Below are 17,032 nucleotides of genomic sequence, written 5' to 3'. Positions count from 1 at the left end.
GTTGTATAATAAGGTTCGTTATAATAAGTATACTTAGTATATGAGGTACACGATGGAACCGCTTCACTATCTGCTTATGAAAGCACACACCCAGCTCAACCGCCGGATCATGGCCGACGCCGCCGCGCTCGGGCTGTCTCCCGGGCAGCCCAAGGTCCTGGAATGTCTGGCTGAATGCGGCGAGTGCAACCAGAAAGCCATTGCCCGGTACTGTGAGATCGAACAGGCCACCGTGGGCAGCATCCTGCTGCGCATGGAGCGGGACGGACTGGTGCGTCGGGTCCAGAAGGACGGCAACCGTCGGGCACTGTATGTTTCGCTGACGCCCCGGGGCCTGCAGATGGCCGCCCAGGTCCAGCGGATCTTTCAGCAGGCAGACGCCCGCGCCGCCGCAGAGCTTTCTGCGGAAGAATGCCTGGAACTGCAGCGGCTGCTGCAGCGGGTATACGATGCCGTCGCCGAACCGGAAAGGAAGTCTTTTTGATGCAAACCAAACAAAAACATCTGCTGCGCCGCTGGGCCCTGCTGGTGGTGGGCCTGGTGATCATGGCCTTCGGCGTGGCCTTTTCCATCAAGGCGGGACTGGGCACCTCCCCCATCTCCAGCCTGCCCTATGTGCTCAGCCTGCTTCCCCTGCCCGTGACCCTGACGGTGGGCACCGCCACCATCGCCATGCATGTGACCCTGATCCTGCTTCAGATCCTGCTGCTGCGCCGCCGGTACGATCCCTTCCAGCTGGCCCAGCTGCCGGTGGCCCTGATCTTCGGCAGCCTGACCGACTTCAGCGTCTGGGCCCTGCAGGGCATCACCGTCAGCACCTACCCCGCCCGGTGGGTGCTGTGCATCATCGGCATTCTGCTGGTGGGCGTGGGGGTGAGCTTTGAAGTCACCGCCAACGTGGTCACCCTGGCCGGCGAAGGCATGGTCCTGGCCGTGTGCAAGGTGTTCCCGGTGCCCTTCGGCAACGCCAAGATCGGCTTTGACGTGACCCTGGTGGTCATTGCCAGCGTGCTGTCCCTGGTGTTCCTGGGCGGGCTGTACGGCGTACGGGAAGGCACCGTGGCGGCGGCCTTCTGTGTGGGTCTGGTGGCCCGCCAGGTCAACCGCCCCATGCGCCGGTTTGCCGCCCGGGTGCTGGATTGAATTGCTCTTTTGCAAGACCGCAGTCCTTTTTTGGGAAAGGTCTGCGGTCTTTTTGTATCTGTGCGCAGGCAATTGTGAATCTTTTGAAAACTTCCCGGTTTTTACTTGACTTCATCAAGTATCGGGACTATACTTGACCAAGTCAAGAAAGAGAGGTCCTTAATGATGACGGAAACCCTGTCCTACTATTCCACCATTTTGTACCGGGATTTTGCGGCCTACACCTCCCGCCGGCTGCAGGAGCTGGGGCTCAGCCACGGGCTGATGTTCCTTTTGCTGTATGTGGGGCGGCACCCGGGGTGCACCCAGTCGGAACTGACCCAGGCCCTGGGCCTGGACTGGGGGTACGGCCAGCGCAGCACCCTGAAACTGGCGGAGGACGGCTTCCTGACCCGGGAGAAGGAAGGTCGGGCCTACCGGCTGCGGCTGAGCATGAAGGGCGAAAACGCCTTTTCGGTCTGCCACGAGGTCTTTTTTGACTGGGACAAGCAGGCGCTGGAGGAACTGTCCCCCGCGGAACAGACCCAGCTGCTGCTGCTCTTGAAAAAAGTCAAGGAAAAGAAGGCGAATTCCAAACTATGTACCAGACGATAACCTCCCCCGTGAATTACGGAGGCATCCGGCTGAAAAACCGCATCATCTTCGCCCCCACCTCCATGGGGGTTCCCACCGAGGAGTGGCTGGCCCGACTGCAGCGCATCGCCAAAGGCGGCTGCGCCATGATCATCCTGGGGGACGTGCCGGTGCTGCCCCACGGGTTCGGGCCCTCCCTGTACAGCAAGAAAGGCTTTGCCCTGTACCAGCAGGCTGCGGAGCTGGTCCACGGCGAGGGCTGTCTGCTCTGCGCCCAGCTGCACCAGTCGGACTCCGACTTTAAGGCGCTGGTGAAATACCTGCCCGGGTTCCTCTGCAAAAAGATCACGGCGGACGAACTGCGGGCCAAGCTCAACGACGGCGCCGGACCGCTGGTGACCAATCTGTCCCGGAAGAAGATCCGCAAGATCACCGAGGCCTTCGGGGAGGCGGCGGTGCTGGCCCAGAAGGCCGGCTTCGACATGATTCAGGTCCACGGGGACCGGATGTGCGGCAGTTTCAGTTCCGCCCTCTTCAACCACCGCACCGACGAGTACGGCGGCAGCGCCGAAAACCGGGCCCGGTTCGCGGTGGAAGCGGTGCGGGCGGTGCGCAGCCGTCTGCCGGAAATGCCCATCGACTACAAGCTGGCCGTGCGCCAGACCCATCCGGCGTACGGTCGGGCCGGCGTGGCGGAGGAGGAACTGCCCGTCTTTGTGCCTTTGCTGGAACAGGCGGGAGTGACCAGCTTCCATGTGACCCTGGCCGACCACTGCAATCTCAGCGACACCATCCCCCCGGCCAGCCATCCGGCATTCCATGAGGAAGGCTGCTTCCTGAAATTCTGCGACCAGGTCCGGGCCCTGACCCGATGCCCGGTGTGCGGGGTGGGCGGCCTCACCGACCCGGATTTTGTGGAAGCCCAACTGGCCGCCGGACGCATCGACTGCGCCGCCATGAGCCGCCAGCTCATCGCCGACCCCGACTGGCCCAACAAGGTGGCCGCCGGACAGGCCGGGACCATCCGCCGCTGCGTGCGCTGCAACCGGGAATGCCTGGGCGGCATGATGGCCCACCGCGGCGTCCACTGCATCTACGAACACAAGGAAGAAAGGAAGTCCTGATGATGAAATACGCCATCGTTTACAGCAGCCGCACCGGCAACACCCGCCAGCTGGCCGACGCCCTGCACAGCGCCCTGCCCGCCGGAGACTGCCTCTATTTCGGCGCCCCCGCCCCCGAAGCCCTGGCCGCCGACCGGGTGTATGTGGGCTTCTGGACCGACAAGGGCACCTGCGACGAGGCCGTGGCCGCCTTTTTGCAGAGCGTGCCCGCCGGCAAGGAGGTCTACCTCTTCGGCACCGCCGGGTTCGGCGGCTCCCCTGTCTATTTTGACAAGATCCTGAACGCCGCGGCGGCCAATCTGCCCGCCGGGGTGCAGGTGGCCGGACGGTACATGTGCCAGGGCAGAATGCCCGAGGCTGTCCGCCGCCGGTACGAAGCCATGCCCGAAAGCCCCCGCCGGCAGGCCATGCTGGACAACTTTGACCAGGCCCTGGCCCATCCCGACGCCGACGACCTGACCCGGCTGTGTGCCGATGTGCAGGGGACCCTGTGACCGCATAAATCCCCGCCCGGAGCCTGTGCCCCGGGCATTTTTTGTTTTGGCCACGGATTTGTCATATTTATGCGGTATACTGCGGTATCCGATTATCTTCAGGAGCAGGAGGGATTCCCATGGCAAACACCACCAAACAGGCGCTGGAAGCATCCCTGAAACGGATGATGCTGAAAAAGCCCCTGGCCAAGATCACCATCCGCGACATCACCGACGACTGCGGCATCAGCCGCATGGCCTTTTACTACCACTTCAAGGACATCTACGACCTCATCGAATGGGTCTGCGTGGAGGACGCCACCCGGGCGCTGCAGGGCAAAAAGACCTGCGATACCTGGCAGGAAGGGCTGCTGCAGATCTTTGAGGCGGTGCTGGAAAACAAGCCCTTTGTGCTCAACGCCTGCCGCTGCATCAGCCGGGAACAGATGGAGCGGTTCCTGTACAAGCTGACCTACGGGCTCATCCGGGGGGTGGTGGACGAAAAAAGCCGGGGCGCCGCCATCACCGAAGCGGACAAGACCTTCATCGCCGATTTTTACAAGTACAGCTTTGTGGGCATCATGCTGGACTGGATCAAGCAGGGCATGCATGACGACTACCACCAGATCGCCGCCTGCATGGGTCTGACCATGCAGGGCAACATCGACAATTCCATCCGCAACTTCGCCGCCGCCCGCTGAATCCTTTTGTACAAAACCCGCCCGATGATCAGTTTTTCATCATCGGGCGGGTTTTGTCAATGGTACGCCGCCCGGTTTTGGGGTAAGCTATAGCCACATTCCGAACCAATCACCGCATCTGCGGTTCCCTATTATGAAAGGCGGTTTTGACTATGGCAAGCAATTTTGTAAAACTGACGGCAGCGGCGGCCGGTCTGGCCGGTGCGGGAGCGGCGGTGGCCCTGGCCCGCAAACACACCACAGGCAAAAAGGCGGCGGCCCCGGTTTCCGACTACCGCAACACCGAGCTGGGCATGCACAAAAAGAACAGCAAGGGCATCTACTATTCCAGCGGCAACTATGAGGCCTTTGCCCGCCCGGAAAAGCCCGCCGGGGTGGAGGACAAGCACGCCTATCTGGTGGGCAGCGGTCTGGCGTCTTTGGCGGCGGCCTGCTTCCTGGTGCGGGACGGCCAGATGCCCGGTTCCCACATCCACATCCTGGAAGCCATGGACGTGGCGGGCGGCGCCTGCGACGGCATCCACGACCCCACCCGCGGGTACATCATGCGGGGCGGCCGGGAGATGGAAAACCACTTTGAATGTCTGTGGGATCTGTTCCGCAGCATCCCCTCCCTGGAAAAGCCGGGGGCTTCGGTGCTGGACGAATTCTACTGGCTGAACAAGCACGACCCCAACTATTCCCTCTGCCGCGCCACCGAGCGCCGGGGCAGGGACGCCCACACCGACGGCCGGTTTGACCTGAGCCAGAAAGCCTGCATGGAGATCGTCAAGCTCTTCATGACCCCCGACGAGGACCTGTACGACAAGACCATCGAGGACGTGTTCGACGATGAGGTGTTCAACTCCACCTTCTGGCTGTACTGGCGCACCATGTTCGCCTTTGAAAACTGGCACAGCGCCCTGGAGATGAAGCTCTATTTCCAGCGGTTCATCCACCACATTGCGGGGCTGCCGGATTTCAGCGCCCTGAAGTTCACCCGGTACAACCAGTATGAATCCCTGATCCTGCCCATGCAGAAGTACCTGGAGGATGCCGGGGTGGATTTCCAGTTCGGCACCGAGGTCACCAACGTCCTTTTTGATATCCATGACGGCCGCAAGGTGGCCACCGCCATCGAGTGCAAGGTCAACGGGGCGGAAAAGGGCATCGTCCTCACCGAGAACGACCTGGTCTTTGTGACCAACGGCAGCTGCACCGAAGGCACCATCTACGGCGACCAGGACCACGCCCCCAACGGGGACGCCGAGGTGCGCACCAGCGGATGCTGGAACCTGTGGAAGAACATCGCCAGACAGGACCCGGCCTTCGGCCATCCGGAGAAGTTCTGCTCCGATGTGTCCAAGACCAACTGGGAGTCCGCCACCATCACCACCCTGGACGAAAAGATCATCCCCTATATCACCAACATCTGCCAGCGGGATCCCCGCAGCGGCCGGGTGGTCACCGGCGGCATCGTCAGCTGCAAGGACTCCGCCTGGCTGCTCAGCTGGACCATCAACCGGCAGGGCCAGTTCAAGGAGCAGGACCCGGAAAAGGTCTGCATCTGGGTGTATGGCCTGTTCACCGATGTTCCCGGCGACTATGTGAAGAAACCCATGAAGGACTGCACCGGTCGGGAGATCACCGAGGAGTGGCTGTACCATCTGGGCGTGCCGGAGGCGGACATTCCCGAACTGGCAGAGCACAGCGCCGTCTGCGTGCCCACCATGATGCCTTATATCACCGCCTTCTTCATGCCCCGGGCCAAGGGGGACCGCCCCGACGTCATCCCCGACGGCTGCGTGAACTTTGCCTTCCTGGGTCAGTTTGCCGAGACCCCCCGGGACACCGTTTTCACCACCGAATACTCGGTGCGCACCGCCATGGAGGCGGTCTACGGCCTGCTGGGCGTGGACCGTGGCGTGCCCGAAGTGTGGGGCAGCGTGTATGACGTGCGGGAGCTGCTGGAAAGCTCCGTCCGCCTGATGGACGGCAAGTCTCCTTTGGAGATCGAGCTGCCCGGTCCCCTGAACCTGCTGAAGAAACCCCTGCTGAAAGCCGTGCAGGGCACGGTGGTGGAGAAACTTCTCCGTGACCACCATGTGCTGAAAGACGGCATGCTGTAACCTGCTGCCATACGGTTTTTCCCTTTGACGTCCCCGCGGAGCTGCGCTCCCGGGGGCGTTTTTTTGCATCCGGGGACCATTCTAAAGGAAACGGAAAGGCGCTCCTGGTAGGATGAGGGGAAAAGGAGAGTGTCTGCCCTATGTCCTGCCCCGCTGTATCTGTGTCTGTTCCCTGCCGCCCGTCGGCCCTGCTCCGCTTTGTGCCGGTACCGGTCTGCCTGGGCGCCTGTGCCCTGGTATACGCTTTGTGCGGTGCCGACCTGTGGGCCGGAGCCCGGGCGTATCTGTGTCTGGTCCTGTATCTGCTGCTGCCCGGTCGGCTGCTGGCCGAGCGGCTGGCCCCGGATGTGCCCGGGCTGCGCCCCCTGTGCGCCCTGCTCTGTGGCTGCTGCCTGCTGCTGGTCTGCTACCTGGGGACCATGGTCCTGCACCAGCCCCTGCTTCTGCACTTGGGTCCGCCCGCCCTGTGGGGCGTGCTGCTCTGGCGCAAGGGCGGCATCCGGCGCCCGGAGCGGGTTCTCCCGGCGTTGCCCTGCCATGCCCTGCTCTTGCTGTGGGCGGGGCTCTGCCTGGTTTCGGCCCTGAGCTTCAGCGCCGTGAATCCCCACCCCACCGCCGCCGGGGCCGCGCCCCTGGACCGGGACCTTTTGTGGAATGTGGGCAACGCCGAGGCTTTCTGCAAGGCTTTTCCCGCCCAGGATATCCGGTTTGCGGGGGTGCGGTTCTCCTACCATTACCTCACCGAGCTACTGACCGCCGCCCTGTCCCTGGTCAGCGGGGCGTCCTGTTACGACCTGTGCGCCTTCTTTCTGCCGCCGGTGTGGCTGGCCGGGGCCATCGCCGCCCTGTACTGGCTGGGCCTTGTTATTTACAAAAAGGAAACAAATTCTGCGTTTATACCATTTGTATTGCTTTGCTTTCAGTGCGGGTCGCTGTGGAAGGTCTTTCGCACCGGAGACAGCCTCTTCGGCAACACCATGCTGCGGCATCTGACCTCCAACATCAACGCCCAGGCATCGGCAACGGTGTTTTTCTGTATCTTTCTGGCGTTGTTCAGCCGTCTGGCCCGGTTCGGCGGCATACGGCTGTGGGGGCTGTGTCTTGTCGCCTTTGTCCTGTTCGCGGTGGCCAAAGGGCCGGAGGCTGCCCTGGCCTTGTGCGCCTGCGGTGCCGCCATGGTCTTTGTGCTGCTGTTCCGCAGGGCCCGGGTCCTGCCCGCGGTGGCCTTTGCCGCCCTGCTGGCCGGGATGTTTGCCCTGGTATACCGCACGCTGTACGCCGCCGGAGCCAACACCAGCATGCAGTTTTCCCTCTTTTCCATGCGGGATACCCTGACCTACGCCCGTCTGGAGCCCCTGGCCGACTGGCTCTGCGCCCATCTGACGGTTTCGGGGTATGTGTGGCTGGGGCTTATCGGGGTGGCAAACACCTTTTTCTTCTGTCCCTTCCAGTTCTGCCTGTGGGCGCGGAGCCTGCCGGAAGCCCTGCGGAACCTGCCCCGGCTGGACGCCGCCCACCTGCTGCTCCACGCGGGCACGGCGGGCGGGTTCCTGGCCTATCACCTCTTCCGCCACGAAAGTTCCAGCCAGGTCTACTTTGCCCTGTTTGCCCTGCTCTGCATGAGCATTCTGGCCGCCGAGCAGCTGCCCGCCCTGCACCGGGCCAAACGACCGCCCCTGTTCACCCTGGGGGCCGGGGCTGCCGGCCTTGTGACGACCCTGTGCATGGTGCTGGCCCTGGGCGGGAAGGGCGCCGCCATGCTGGCCCGGATGCCGGAGGGCGGCCTGTACACGCCCGGTGCCGTCACCGCCTTGGATGAGCAGGCCGGACAATGGCTGCGGGACCACGCCCCCGACGGCACCGTGTTCCTGACCAACCGCACCAGCGGTCTGCCCGACCCGGACCCCGCCGGACAGGATGGCATCTCCAACGTGTACACCGCTTTTTCCGGCGTGCAGTGCTACATGGAGGGCTGGACCTATGCCGTGAGCAACATGGGCGTGTCCCCGGAAGAGGTTGGACGCCGCCGGACCCTCACGGATACCGTGTTCGACCCTGCCACCCCCGCCGATGTCCGGGAAGACCTCTGCCGGGAGGCCGGGGTCACCTGTCTGGTCTGGGCCAGACGCTGGCCGGGCCGTCTGCCGCCGGACAAGCACCCGGTCTTTGAAAACGCCGAGGTGGCCATCTACTGGATGTAGGCGTTTCCCGGCCCATTGCACCGGTGTGGTATAATAAAGGAAAGAGCCGCCGCGCCTCCACGCCCACCTCCGGGCGGACGGCACGGCCCAAGGAGGTTTTTGTCATGCGTAAGAATTTCGGAGCCAAGCCCTGGACCTATCCCCAGCCGGTCTTCATCATTGCCACCTACGGGGAGGACGGCACCCCCGATGCCATGAACGCGGCCTGGGGCGGCATCAGCGACGATACCCAGCTGTCCATCTGTCTGGGCGCCAACCACAAGACCACCGCCAACATCCTGGCCCGCAAGGCCTTTACGGTGAGCATGGCCACCGCCGACCAGCTGGTCCCCTGCGACTATGTGGGCATCGCTTCGGCCAACACGGTGCCCGACAAGCTGGCCAAGACCGGCTGGCACACCACCCGGTCCGCCTTTGTGGACGCTCCCCTCATTGACGAACTGCCCATGGCGGTGGAGTGCCGTCTGGTCAGCTACGATCCCGAATCCTGCCATCTTGTGGGGGAGATCGTCAACGTGAGCGCCGACGAATCGGTGCTGGACGAAGCCGGCAAGATCGACCCGGACAAGCTGCAGCCCATCCTCTTTGACCCCATCCACAACGCCTACCGCAAGCTGGGCGAGAAGGCGGGCAACGCCTTCCGGGACGGCGCAGCCCTGCGATAACCCCACCATACAAAAAACCTCCCGGCACAGATCCCGCCGGGAGGTTTTTTTGTACAGGCGAAGAGATATCCGCCATACAAGTATTGCGTTTCCATAGCATTTCCCCTATACTGGAAGACACCGATACCATATGCTCCATAAAAAGGCAGGGATTTCCATGAGGGTAAAGCAAGTCTGGATGTCCGGGAACACGGCCCGGAAAAGCCGGTATGCCCTGCGGACCCTGGGCGGTATTCTGGGCGTGGCCGCTCTGCTCATGGCGCTCACGGCAGGCCTCACGGTGCTGGCCCTGGTCCTGCGGTGGCCGATGCAGGCGGTGGGCCTGCTTTTCTGTGCAGGCATCACGGCCCTGGGATTCTGGCTGGGACTGCGGCTGGGGCAAAGGAGTCTGCGGGACGCCACCGTCTTTCTGCTCACCGACGATGACCGCCTGTTCCTCCTGAACGCCGGGGAACTGAACAACGGCCGGACGCTTCTCCGCTACGCCGCCGGCACCCTGCGGACCCAGGCCCTGCTGCGGGAACTGGCCGCCGATCCCTTTGTGCCGGCCCTGGCCAAAGAGATCCTGCAGGTGGAAAACATCCGGGAAACCGCCGGCCATTATGCCCTGCGCTGCCGCATGCGGGTGCAGGACGGCCCCGTTTTCCGCAAGACCTGCCTGCTGGTGAAAGGGGTGGAGGCGGAGGACCAGCTTCTTCGCCAGCTGGAGCGGCGCCGGAACTGGCAGACGGATTGGGAACCTCAGGAAAACCGCAATCCCCTTTACATCACCCTCAGCGGGGCCGCTCTGGCCGTGCTGGTGCTTCTGTGCGTCATGAGCCATCCGGCTGTGGGGACCCTGTCCGCGGACCTCTACTTTCCCTGTCTGGGCGGCGCTTTTGTGGCCTTTTTCCTGCTGGTGTACTGTATCCTCCGTCAGACCCGGGGAGAGTGAAGCTTATGCCAGATCCAGGCGCTGCCGGTTGGAAAAGCCCTGCGCCTTGAAATCGGAAGAGAGGAACTCCACCTGTTCCGGGTGTACGCACAACAGGTGCATGGGCGGGTCCATCCGCTTCAGGTAGTCCAGCGGGATATTTTTGCGGGCCGCATGGGCCTTGTACCGGTCACTGAAGGGCTCCACCACCTCTGCACGGCCCATGACCTGCATGCCGTGCAGGGTCCCGAACCCCTGATACTTGTCAAAGATGGCCAGACAGACCTGCGGGTTCTGTTCCAGGCCGATGAACTTTTTGCCGCCCTCGGTGAACATCCAGAAGCAGCCGTCATGGTAGCTGTACTCGATGGGGGTGCAGCGGACATACGTTCCCGCCCCGGTGGCCAGCGCGCAGGTATTGTTGGCCAGAATGTACGCTTCCGCCGCCTGCCGCAGGGCCGCCGGGTCCATCTTTGCATTGCCGGCATCCTTTTCATCCCAGTACCGGGCTGCCGCGGCGTATTCATCATGGGTCATGATGGGATCCTCCTTTTGTTTTTCTTCTATTATGACGTATTTCAAACGCAGATACAATCTTTTTTTGTGAGGTAGCCATGCCGTACACATCTGAACAGCTCTCCGAAGCCAAACGCCAGATCGACTCCACCCTGCACAAGCTGCGGGAGGTGGTCAAGACCCTGGAAGCCAAGGAAGACCCCGACCGGTACAAGTCCCAGATCACCCTGGCCAGACGCCGCATCCAGGCATTCACCATCGCCGGGGACCTGATCCGGCAGGAACTGGACAAGAAAGAATGAATGCAGGCCCCGGCCTTCCCTGCAGGGAAGGCCGGGGCCTGTTGGATCGGAGCTGCGTATCAGACCTCTCCGTTTCCGGCGGCACAGCTTTCCAGCCATGCATCCGCCTCGGTCCGGGCATGAAAAATGTGCAGGGTGCGTCCCTGCCGGTACTTGTCCAGAAGGGCATGGATGACCGGCAGCTGCTTCTGGGGGAAATCTTCGATCCAACGCCGGAACTCCGGGTCAAAGGTCGTTTCCACCCAGGGCAGATCCTCATGCGGCCTGCCCACCCGGGACGCCGCCCCGGCCAGACAGACTTCCAGCGGGTAGTCCAGCAGAAATACCGTGTCACATGCCTGCAGACGGCGCTCCATGGTGCGCAGATAGTTGCCGTCGATGATCCAGCGGTCCCCGCACAGGACCTCTTCCAGCCGGGTGTCAAATTCGGCATGGGAAATCTGGGTACCATCCGGTTTATGCCAGATCCGGTCCAGATAGACCAGCGGCAGCCCGGTTTTGTCCCGCAGTGCCCGGGCAAAGGTGCTTTTGCCCCCGCCGGGGCAGCCGATGACCAGTATCTTTTGCATCTTGCCTTTCCTCCCCGCTGCATGGTGAAGTTCCTTTCATTATACGGAAGCCGGTTTTCCCCGTCAACCGCCCCTCTTGAACATCGGTTAGGAAAACCTGCCCGTTGCTTGACCACGCCTCGCTTGCGGTGCAGGGAAGACCCGCGGTACAATACAGATACAGAAACCGCGCGGCTCTGAGACCATGAAAGGGAGGCACCAGTCTTATGGAACCCATTTCCCGTACTTTGGGCGGCAGCATCGCCGCCCTGCGCAAAACCAAAGGTCTGACACAGGAACAGCTGGCCGCCCGGGTGGGGGTATCGGCCCCGGCCGTGAGCAAGTGGGAGACCGGCAGCTCCTGTCCGGACATCGCCCTGCTTTGTCCTCTGGCCCGGGCGCTGGACACCAACGTGGATACCCTGCTGCAATTTGAAGAGACCCTTGCCGACGAGGAAGTCATCACCCGGATCAACGCCATTCTGGAACAGGCTCTGCGGGACGGCACCGTGGATGCGGCCCAACAGCAGCTGAACGAACTGCTGCGCCGTTATCCCAATTGCACCGCCCTGCAGTACAATGCCGCCGTGGCTTATGATTCCTTCCGCCTGTTCTTTCCCACGGCGCCGGAATCGCTGCAGCAGGAATGGAAGGACAGCAAGCGGTCTTTACTGGAGCGGATACGTTCCGGCGGCAATGCTGCCTACTGGCAGAGCGCCACCCTCAGTCTGGCCGCCCTGGAGATCGCCGACGGTGACCCGGAGCAGGGCGCCGCACAGCTGAAGGAACTGCCCCAGCAGACCTGGGATATCGGAGGTATGTGGGCCCTGTATTATATGAAAACGGACCGGCCGGAACAGGCCCTGGAACTGACCCAGAAACAGCTGTACCGGGCCGTGACCCAGGCCATCTCCGCCCTGGTGACCATGACCAATCCCAAGCTGCAGCCGGACCCGGACAAGCGGCACAAGCTGTGCGACGCCTACCGGACCCTGGCGGAGACCTTTGCCCTGCCGGACAGGAGCGACGGCCTGCTGCTGGAACTGTACCTGGAACAGGGAAACATCGAAAAAGCCGCAGCCTGCTTTGTGCAGTACGCCCATGCGCTGCAGGCCCCCTTCCGGCTGCCGGACCCGGATCTGTTTGCCCCGGGACTGCCCGCCCGGACTTCGGAGCCGCCCCTGGCCGCCGTCCGGGAGATGCTCCGCATGCTGGTCAGAGCTTTTGACCAAGAGGCGCAATACCGTCCCCTTTGGGCCGTTCCTGCCTGCCGTGCTGCCCTGGACCAGCTGAAGTCCGGTCTGGAACAGGCACCGACGGCTTGACCTGCCTGTCTGCGGGCCGTATACTGATAAAAAATCCGGGTATCGGTCTGTGTCCGGCGGGCAGAATCCGATCAGGAGGCATTGTATGAACAAACAGGAAGTTTATGCGTTTCTGGACCAGAAGCACATCGGCCACGAAATCACCGAACACGCCGCCGTCTACAACATGGAGGAACTGGCTCGGGTGCAGCTGCCCTACCCTGACCGGGATGCCAAGAACCTTTTTGTGCGGGACGACAAGCGGCGCAACTATTATCTCATCACCGTGCGGGGAGACAAGCGGGTAAACCTGAAAGATTTCCGCCGCAGGCAGGGCACCAAGCCACTGACCTTCGCCTCCCCGGAGGAATTGCAGGAGATCCTGGGCCTTGTTCCCGGCGCCGTGACCCCCTTCGGTCTGCTCAATGATACCCAGTGCCGGGTACATTTTTACATCGACCGGGATTTCTGGCAGGGCTCCGGCCTGATCGGCGTGCATCCCAACGACAACACCGCCACCGTCTGGCTGAAAGCCCGGGACCTGACCGCATTGCTGCAGGAACACGGCACCGCCGTGGACATTGTGGAACTGGACTGATCCCCTGCCCCGTTTGCCCCAAAGGAGTGATCGTATATGCCCATGCTGGGTGCTTTTCTGACCCCGCATCCGCCCGTTCTGCTGCCCGAGGTGGGCAGAGGCCGGGAGCGGGAAATTGCCGCCACCGGGAACGCCATGGCCAAAGCCGCCGCAGAGGTGGCCCGCTGGGCCCCCGAGGTGCTCATCATCTCCTCCCCGCACACCATTCTGTACGGGGATTACTTCCACATTGCCCCTGGCCGCGGCGCGTCGGGTTCCATGGCGGCCTTCGGTGCGCCCCAGGTGCGCATGGAGACCGCGTATGATGTCCCCCTGCGGGAGGAAATCATCCGCTGCGCCGAAGCCGCCGGCCTGCAGGCCGGCACGATGGGCCAGCGGGACCCCAGCCTGGACCACGGTGTTCTGATTCCGCTGTATTTTCTGCGCAAAGCAGGGGTGACCTGTCCCATCGTGCGGATGGGGCTGTCCGGATTTTCGGCCCTGGACCACTACCGTCTGGGGCAGTGTGTGGCCCAGGCGGTGGAAAGCCTGGGCCGCCGTGCCGTCTTTGTGGCCAGCGGAGATCTTTCCCACAAGCTCAAGGCCGACGGGCCCTACGGCTTTGCACCGGAAGGTCCGGTCTTTGACGAGGCCGTGACCCGGGCCATGGACACCGGCAGCTTTCTTGACTTTTTCACCCTGGATTCCTCCCTCTGCGAGCGGGCAGCCGAATGCGGTCTGCGCTCCTTCCAGATCATGGCCGGTGCCCTGGACGGACTGGCGGTCCGGCCCCGTCTGCTCAGCCACGAAGGCACCTTCGGGGTGGGCTACGGTGTTGCGCTCTTTCCGGTCACCGGCCGGGACGACACCCGCCGGTACGCCGCTGCCTGCGAGCAGATACGCAAAGACCGCATGGCCGCCCGTCGGGCCGGAGAGGATCCCTGGGTCCGGCTGGCACGGCTCTCGCTGGAAACCTTTCTCCGGCAGGGCCGGGTGCTGCAGACCCTGCCGGACGACCTGCCCGCCGAACTGACCCATCGGGCCGCCGGGACCTTTGTCTCACTGCACAAGGACGGCCGGCTGCGGGGCTGCATCGGGACCATCACCCCCACGGAGGAGAACGTGGCCCGGGAGATCGTGCAGAATGCGGTCTCCGCCGGGACCCAGGACCCCCGGTTTCCCCCGGTGCGCGCCGGGGAACTGGACGAGCTGGAATACAGCGTGGACGTGCTGGGCCGCCCGGAACCGGTGGATTCGCCCGACTGTCTAGACCCGAAGATCTACGGCGTCATTGTGAGTTACGGACGCAAACGCGGGCTGCTGCTGCCGGACCTGGAAGGTGTGGACACGGCAGCGGAACAGGTGGACATCGCCCGCCGCAAGGGCGGTATCCGGGAAGAAGACCCCTACACCCTGCAGCGGTTCAAGGTGGTGCGGCATCTATGAGCGTGACCTGTGAATTGTGTTTTCACCGCTGCCGTCTGGATGAGGGCCAGACCGGCGCCTGTCGGGCCCGGGCCAACCGGAACGGCACCGTTGTATCGCTGAATTACGGCCGACTCACCGCCCTGGCGCTGGATCCCATCGAGAAAAAACCGCTGCGCCGGTTCCACCCCGGCAGCCTGATTCTGTCGGCAGGAAGTTTCGGCTGCAACCTGCACTGCCCTTTCTGCCAGAACGCCGGGATCGCCGCCGCGGGGACGGAGGCGTTCACCCGGGACTTCACCCCCGGGCAGCTGGTACAGGAGGCTCTGCGGCTGCGGGACAAGGGCAGCATCGGGGTGGCCTACACCTACAACGAACCCCTGGTGGGCTACGAGTATGTGCGGGACTGCGCCGAGCTGGTCCATCAGGCCGGACTGGTCAATGTGCTGGTGACCAACGGGACCATTGCGGAAAAGCCCTGGCGGGAATTGCTGCCGTTGCTGGATGCGGTAAACATCGACCTGAAAGGCTTTACCCAGAGCTGGTACCGGCGGTTGGGCGGGGACCTGGAAACGGTCAGGCGGTCCATCACCCTGGCGGCGGAACGCTGCCATGTGGAGGTCACCACCCTGGTGGTCCCCGGGGAAAACGACAGCGAAGAGGAGATGCGGGCCTTGTCGGTCTGGCTGGCTTCGGTCAGTCCGGACATCCCGCTGCATGTTTCCCGCTTTTTCCCGCGGCATCGGATGTCGGACCGTCCGGCCACACCGGTGGACACCGTCTGCCGTCTGGCCGACCTGGCCCGGGAACAGCTGCGGTATGTATATACGGGCAATTGCTGAATCACAGAAAAAGCAGGGGGGCAGACCCGACGGGTCTGCCTCCCTGCTTTTCCATGCCGGTACCTATATACCCTTTCCTTATGCGGCCGGACCGTCTTGCTCCGGCGTCCCAGTTCCCCACATGGCAGCGGCAAAGCCGTTTCAACGGGTAAGTTCCTCGTACAGTTTCTCCGCAAAAGTCCGGTGTCCCTGCTCGGTAAAATGCACGCCGTCAAAAGCCAGTTCCACCTGCCATTTTCCCGCATCGGCAAACCGGAAGCCTCTCTGCTTGGCCAGAGCCTGGTAGTGCGCGGCCAGTACGGCAAAATCGTCTATGATTTTATCAGGGCCGCACGGTTCCTCCGTCCATTCATCATAGATCACCACCGGCGGCGGTGCAATCAGCATGATCTGGTGCCCCGACAAGGTGGGCCGGGACAAGAAGCGCTCCATCTTCCACGCAGCCTTGTCCGGTGAACCCCCCGTTTTTATGAGGTCATTGGTTCCCAGCATCAGGATCACCAGATCGGTGTGCATGGGGAAAGAACAAGGCGCATCCGGAATGCAGCGGCCGTTTTCTCCCTGGTTGATGATTTCCCAGCCGGTCTTTTGCGCCAGAATATCCACCCAGCGGCTTTCCTTGGGATATCGCCCGCCCAGCAGGGAACGCGGGTCGTATCCATAGGTATTGGAATCTCCGAAGCACAGCACATTCATCCGTTCAGGCCTCCCTGTGATGGCGCTTGCCCTTCTTTTTGTCTATGGTCATTATACATGTCTGTTTCCCCCGGGACAACCGCTTTCTTCCGGGAAGCGCAGTCCGGTTCTTTTCTCCCCTTTTTTTGCATAGCCTGCACTGAATGGGAGGTGAGAAACGTGTTTTCAATTTTATGGGTGTTTCTGCAAAACGCGGCCGCACATATCTGGTTCGCCGCCCTGCACCTGGAGAGCGGCAGTTTTCCCCGCCCCCTCTCCCCTGCCCAGGAACAGGCCGCCTTTGCCGCCATGCATACCGGCGATACCGCTGCCCGGGACAGACTCATCAGCCACAACCTGCGGTTGGTGGCCCATGTGGTCAAAAAATACTACGCCGCCCCGGGCGGGCAGGACGACCTCATCAGCATCGGCACCATCGGGCTCATCAAGGCGGTGGATACCTTCCGGCCTGAACGCCGGGTCCGGTTTTCCAGTTATGCCAGCCAGTGTATTGAAAATGAGATCCGCATGCATCTGCGGCATATCCGGCGGGAAGGGACGGTGGTCTCGCTGCAGGAACCGCTGGAAGCCAGCAGCCGGAATGGCGGGTCCCTCACATTGGGAGATGTACTGCCCGATGATGGCGTCATGGAGGACGACTGCGAGCAGCGGGATCTGGCCAGACGGCTGCGCGGACTGGTGGCGGAGCTGCCGGAACGGGAACAGCGCATCCTGACCCTGCGCTACGGCCTGGACCGGCGCCCTCCCCTGACCCAGCAGCAGGTGGCCGAGGAATTCCACATCAGCCGGTCCTACATTTCCCGACTGGAAAAGCGGGCCCTGCAGATGCTGAGCAAGCGATGGCACAGCGGGGAGGCGCCCCGTTGACCCAGTCTGTCCTCCACACAAATACACTTGACCTTTCTTCGCAATCATGGTATC

Annotated in this window: 19 protein-coding genes; 16 read left to right on the top strand and 3 right to left on the bottom strand. The window is 62.7% G+C overall.

What is annotated here, in order from left to right:
- Nucleotides 1–52: 52 nt before the first annotated feature.
- The 10 genes from AC127K_RS09835 to AC127K_RS09790 all read left to right on the top strand — a co-directional run bounded on the left by AC127K_RS09835 (nt 53) and on the right by AC127K_RS09790 (nt 9,922).
- On the top strand, nt 53–484 hold the full coding sequence (locus AC127K_RS09835; RefSeq protein ID WP_483720448.1) for a MarR family winged helix-turn-helix transcriptional regulator: 432 nt from the start codon (nt 53–55) through the stop codon (nt 482–484).
- Nucleotides 484–1,143 carry a YczE/YyaS/YitT family protein gene (locus AC127K_RS09830; RefSeq protein ID WP_294540870.1) on the top strand — a complete coding sequence of 220 codons (660 nt, stop codon included), beginning with the start codon at nt 484–486 and terminating at the stop codon, nt 1,141–1,143. The genes AC127K_RS09835 and AC127K_RS09830 overlap by 1 nt, the downstream gene beginning before the upstream one ends.
- A 162-nt stretch (nt 1,144–1,305) precedes the next feature.
- Complete coding sequence (bilQ, locus tag AC127K_RS09825) at nt 1,306–1,737, top strand: bilirubin utilization transcriptional regulator BilQ (RefSeq protein WP_294540872.1); 432 nt, start codon at nt 1,306–1,308, stop codon at nt 1,735–1,737.
- Nucleotides 1,722–2,840, top strand: coding sequence for a bilirubin reductase (gene bilR / locus AC127K_RS09820; protein WP_483720447.1), 1,119 nt, complete (start codon nt 1,722–1,724; stop codon nt 2,838–2,840). The genes bilQ and bilR overlap by 16 nt, the downstream gene beginning before the upstream one ends.
- A complete protein-coding gene (gene bilS, locus AC127K_RS09815) occupies nt 2,840–3,334 on the top strand; it encodes a flavodoxin family protein BilS (protein ID WP_483720446.1) in 495 nt (164 codons plus the stop codon). Before bilR ends, bilS begins: the two co-directional genes overlap by 1 nt.
- A gap of 119 nt (nt 3,335–3,453) precedes the next feature.
- On the top strand, nt 3,454–4,014 hold the full coding sequence (locus AC127K_RS09810; RefSeq protein ID WP_483720445.1) for a TetR/AcrR family transcriptional regulator: 561 nt from the start codon (nt 3,454–3,456) through the stop codon (nt 4,012–4,014).
- 152 nt (nt 4,015–4,166) lie between these two features.
- A complete protein-coding gene (locus tag AC127K_RS09805; protein ID WP_294540878.1) occupies nt 4,167–6,122 on the top strand; it encodes an oleate hydratase in 1,956 nt (651 codons plus the stop codon).
- A 140-nt stretch (nt 6,123–6,262) separates the two neighbouring features.
- Nucleotides 6,263–8,323: a hypothetical protein gene (locus tag AC127K_RS09800; RefSeq protein WP_483720444.1), complete on the top strand. Its 2,061-nt coding sequence runs from the start codon at nt 6,263–6,265 to the stop codon at nt 8,321–8,323.
- A 104-nt stretch (nt 8,324–8,427) separates the two neighbouring features.
- Complete coding sequence (locus tag AC127K_RS09795; protein ID WP_483720443.1) at nt 8,428–8,988, top strand: flavin reductase family protein; 561 nt, start codon at nt 8,428–8,430, stop codon at nt 8,986–8,988.
- A gap of 157 nt (nt 8,989–9,145) precedes the next feature.
- Nucleotides 9,146–9,922 carry a hypothetical protein gene (locus AC127K_RS09790; RefSeq protein ID WP_483720442.1) on the top strand — a complete coding sequence of 259 codons (777 nt, stop codon included), beginning with the start codon at nt 9,146–9,148 and terminating at the stop codon, nt 9,920–9,922.
- 3 nt (nt 9,923–9,925) lie between these two features.
- Here the strand turns inward: AC127K_RS09790 and AC127K_RS09785 are convergent, their stop codons facing one another.
- The gene (locus AC127K_RS09785; protein ID WP_294540885.1) at nt 9,926–10,438 is read right to left on the bottom strand and encodes a pyridoxamine 5'-phosphate oxidase family protein; all 513 of its coding nucleotides are present in this window, start codon (nt 10,436–10,438) and stop codon (nt 9,926–9,928) included.
- Between the two features lie 77 nt (nt 10,439–10,515).
- Between AC127K_RS09785 and AC127K_RS09780 the strand changes: the two genes are divergently transcribed.
- Nucleotides 10,516–10,719 (top strand): hypothetical protein, encoded by a 204-nt coding sequence (locus AC127K_RS09780; protein WP_483720441.1) that lies wholly within the window; start codon nt 10,516–10,518, stop codon nt 10,717–10,719.
- Nucleotides 10,720–10,778: 59 nt separating this feature from the next.
- Here AC127K_RS09780 and AC127K_RS09775 read toward each other — a convergent pair whose 3' ends face one another.
- Nucleotides 10,779–11,288, bottom strand: a complete 510-nt coding sequence (locus AC127K_RS09775; protein WP_483720440.1) for a P-loop NTPase family protein — start codon at nt 11,286–11,288, stop codon at nt 10,779–10,781.
- A gap of 206 nt (nt 11,289–11,494) precedes the next feature.
- On the opposite strand from AC127K_RS09775, the gene AC127K_RS09770 reads away from it, so the two are divergent.
- The 4 genes from AC127K_RS09770 to amrS all read left to right on the top strand — a co-directional run bounded on the left by AC127K_RS09770 (nt 11,495) and on the right by amrS (nt 15,415).
- Nucleotides 11,495–12,592: a helix-turn-helix domain-containing protein gene (locus AC127K_RS09770; protein WP_483720439.1), complete on the top strand. Its 1,098-nt coding sequence runs from the start codon at nt 11,495–11,497 to the stop codon at nt 12,590–12,592.
- Nucleotides 12,593–12,677: 85 nt separating this feature from the next.
- On the top strand, nt 12,678–13,169 hold the full coding sequence (locus AC127K_RS09765) for a prolyl-tRNA synthetase associated domain-containing protein (protein WP_483720438.1): 492 nt from the start codon (nt 12,678–12,680) through the stop codon (nt 13,167–13,169).
- Nucleotides 13,170–13,205: 36 nt separating this feature from the next.
- Entirely contained in the window at nt 13,206–14,594 is a 1,389-nt protein-coding gene (amrA, locus tag AC127K_RS09760) for an AmmeMemoRadiSam system protein A (RefSeq protein WP_483720437.1), read from the top strand.
- Nucleotides 14,591–15,415 (top strand): AmmeMemoRadiSam system radical SAM enzyme, encoded by an 825-nt coding sequence (gene amrS / locus AC127K_RS09755; protein ID WP_483720436.1) that lies wholly within the window; start codon nt 14,591–14,593, stop codon nt 15,413–15,415. Before amrA ends, amrS begins: the two co-directional genes overlap by 4 nt.
- 141 nt (nt 15,416–15,556) lie before the next feature.
- Here the strand turns inward: amrS and AC127K_RS09750 are convergent, their stop codons facing one another.
- A complete protein-coding gene (locus AC127K_RS09750) occupies nt 15,557–16,111 on the bottom strand; it encodes a GDSL-type esterase/lipase family protein (protein ID WP_483720434.1) in 555 nt (184 codons plus the stop codon).
- Between the two features lie 159 nt (nt 16,112–16,270).
- Here AC127K_RS09750 and AC127K_RS09745 point away from each other — a divergent pair, with 159 nt between their 5' ends.
- Nucleotides 16,271–16,978 carry a sigma-70 family RNA polymerase sigma factor gene (locus tag AC127K_RS09745; protein WP_483720432.1) on the top strand — a complete coding sequence of 236 codons (708 nt, stop codon included), beginning with the start codon at nt 16,271–16,273 and terminating at the stop codon, nt 16,976–16,978.
- Nucleotides 16,979–17,032 lie beyond the last annotated feature (54 nt).

The organism is Subdoligranulum sp. DSM 23681, from assembly GCF_057005535.1.
Note: the sequence above shows the minus strand (reverse complement) of the source record. Positions and strands in the feature narration are given on the sequence as shown.

Excerpts from the sequence above, each read along its gene's own strand:
- AC127K_RS09835 (WP_483720448.1), top strand. The coding sequence starts at position 53 with ATGGAACCGCTTCACTATCTGCTTATGAAAGCACACACCCAGCTCAAC.
- AC127K_RS09775 (WP_483720440.1), bottom strand. The coding sequence starts at position 11,288 with ATGCAAAAGATACTGGTCATCGGCTGCCCCGGCGGGGGCAAAAGCACC.
- AC127K_RS09805 (WP_294540878.1), top strand. The coding sequence starts at position 4,167 with ATGGCAAGCAATTTTGTAAAACTGACGGCAGCGGCGGCCGGTCTGGCC.
- AC127K_RS09765 (WP_483720438.1), top strand. The coding sequence starts at position 12,678 with ATGAACAAACAGGAAGTTTATGCGTTTCTGGACCAGAAGCACATCGGC.
- AC127K_RS09750 (WP_483720434.1), bottom strand. The coding sequence starts at position 16,111 with ATGAATGTGCTGTGCTTCGGAGATTCCAATACCTATGGATACGACCCG.
- AC127K_RS09770 (WP_483720439.1), top strand. The coding sequence starts at position 11,495 with ATGGAACCCATTTCCCGTACTTTGGGCGGCAGCATCGCCGCCCTGCGC.
- AC127K_RS09785 (WP_294540885.1), bottom strand. The coding sequence starts at position 10,438 with ATGACCCATGATGAATACGCCGCGGCAGCCCGGTACTGGGATGAAAAG.
- bilR (WP_483720447.1), top strand. The coding sequence starts at position 1,722 with ATGTACCAGACGATAACCTCCCCCGTGAATTACGGAGGCATCCGGCTG.
- AC127K_RS09795 (WP_483720443.1), top strand. The coding sequence starts at position 8,428 with ATGCGTAAGAATTTCGGAGCCAAGCCCTGGACCTATCCCCAGCCGGTC.
- AC127K_RS09780 (WP_483720441.1), top strand. The coding sequence starts at position 10,516 with ATGCCGTACACATCTGAACAGCTCTCCGAAGCCAAACGCCAGATCGAC.
- bilS (WP_483720446.1), top strand. The coding sequence starts at position 2,840 with ATGATGAAATACGCCATCGTTTACAGCAGCCGCACCGGCAACACCCGC.
- bilQ (WP_294540872.1), top strand. The coding sequence starts at position 1,306 with ATGATGACGGAAACCCTGTCCTACTATTCCACCATTTTGTACCGGGAT.
- AC127K_RS09800 (WP_483720444.1), top strand. The coding sequence starts at position 6,263 with ATGTCCTGCCCCGCTGTATCTGTGTCTGTTCCCTGCCGCCCGTCGGCC.
- AC127K_RS09790 (WP_483720442.1), top strand. The coding sequence starts at position 9,146 with ATGAGGGTAAAGCAAGTCTGGATGTCCGGGAACACGGCCCGGAAAAGC.
- amrA (WP_483720437.1), top strand. The coding sequence starts at position 13,206 with ATGCCCATGCTGGGTGCTTTTCTGACCCCGCATCCGCCCGTTCTGCTG.
- AC127K_RS09810 (WP_483720445.1), top strand. The coding sequence starts at position 3,454 with ATGGCAAACACCACCAAACAGGCGCTGGAAGCATCCCTGAAACGGATG.
- amrS (WP_483720436.1), top strand. The coding sequence starts at position 14,591 with ATGAGCGTGACCTGTGAATTGTGTTTTCACCGCTGCCGTCTGGATGAG.
- AC127K_RS09830 (WP_294540870.1), top strand. The coding sequence starts at position 484 with ATGCAAACCAAACAAAAACATCTGCTGCGCCGCTGGGCCCTGCTGGTG.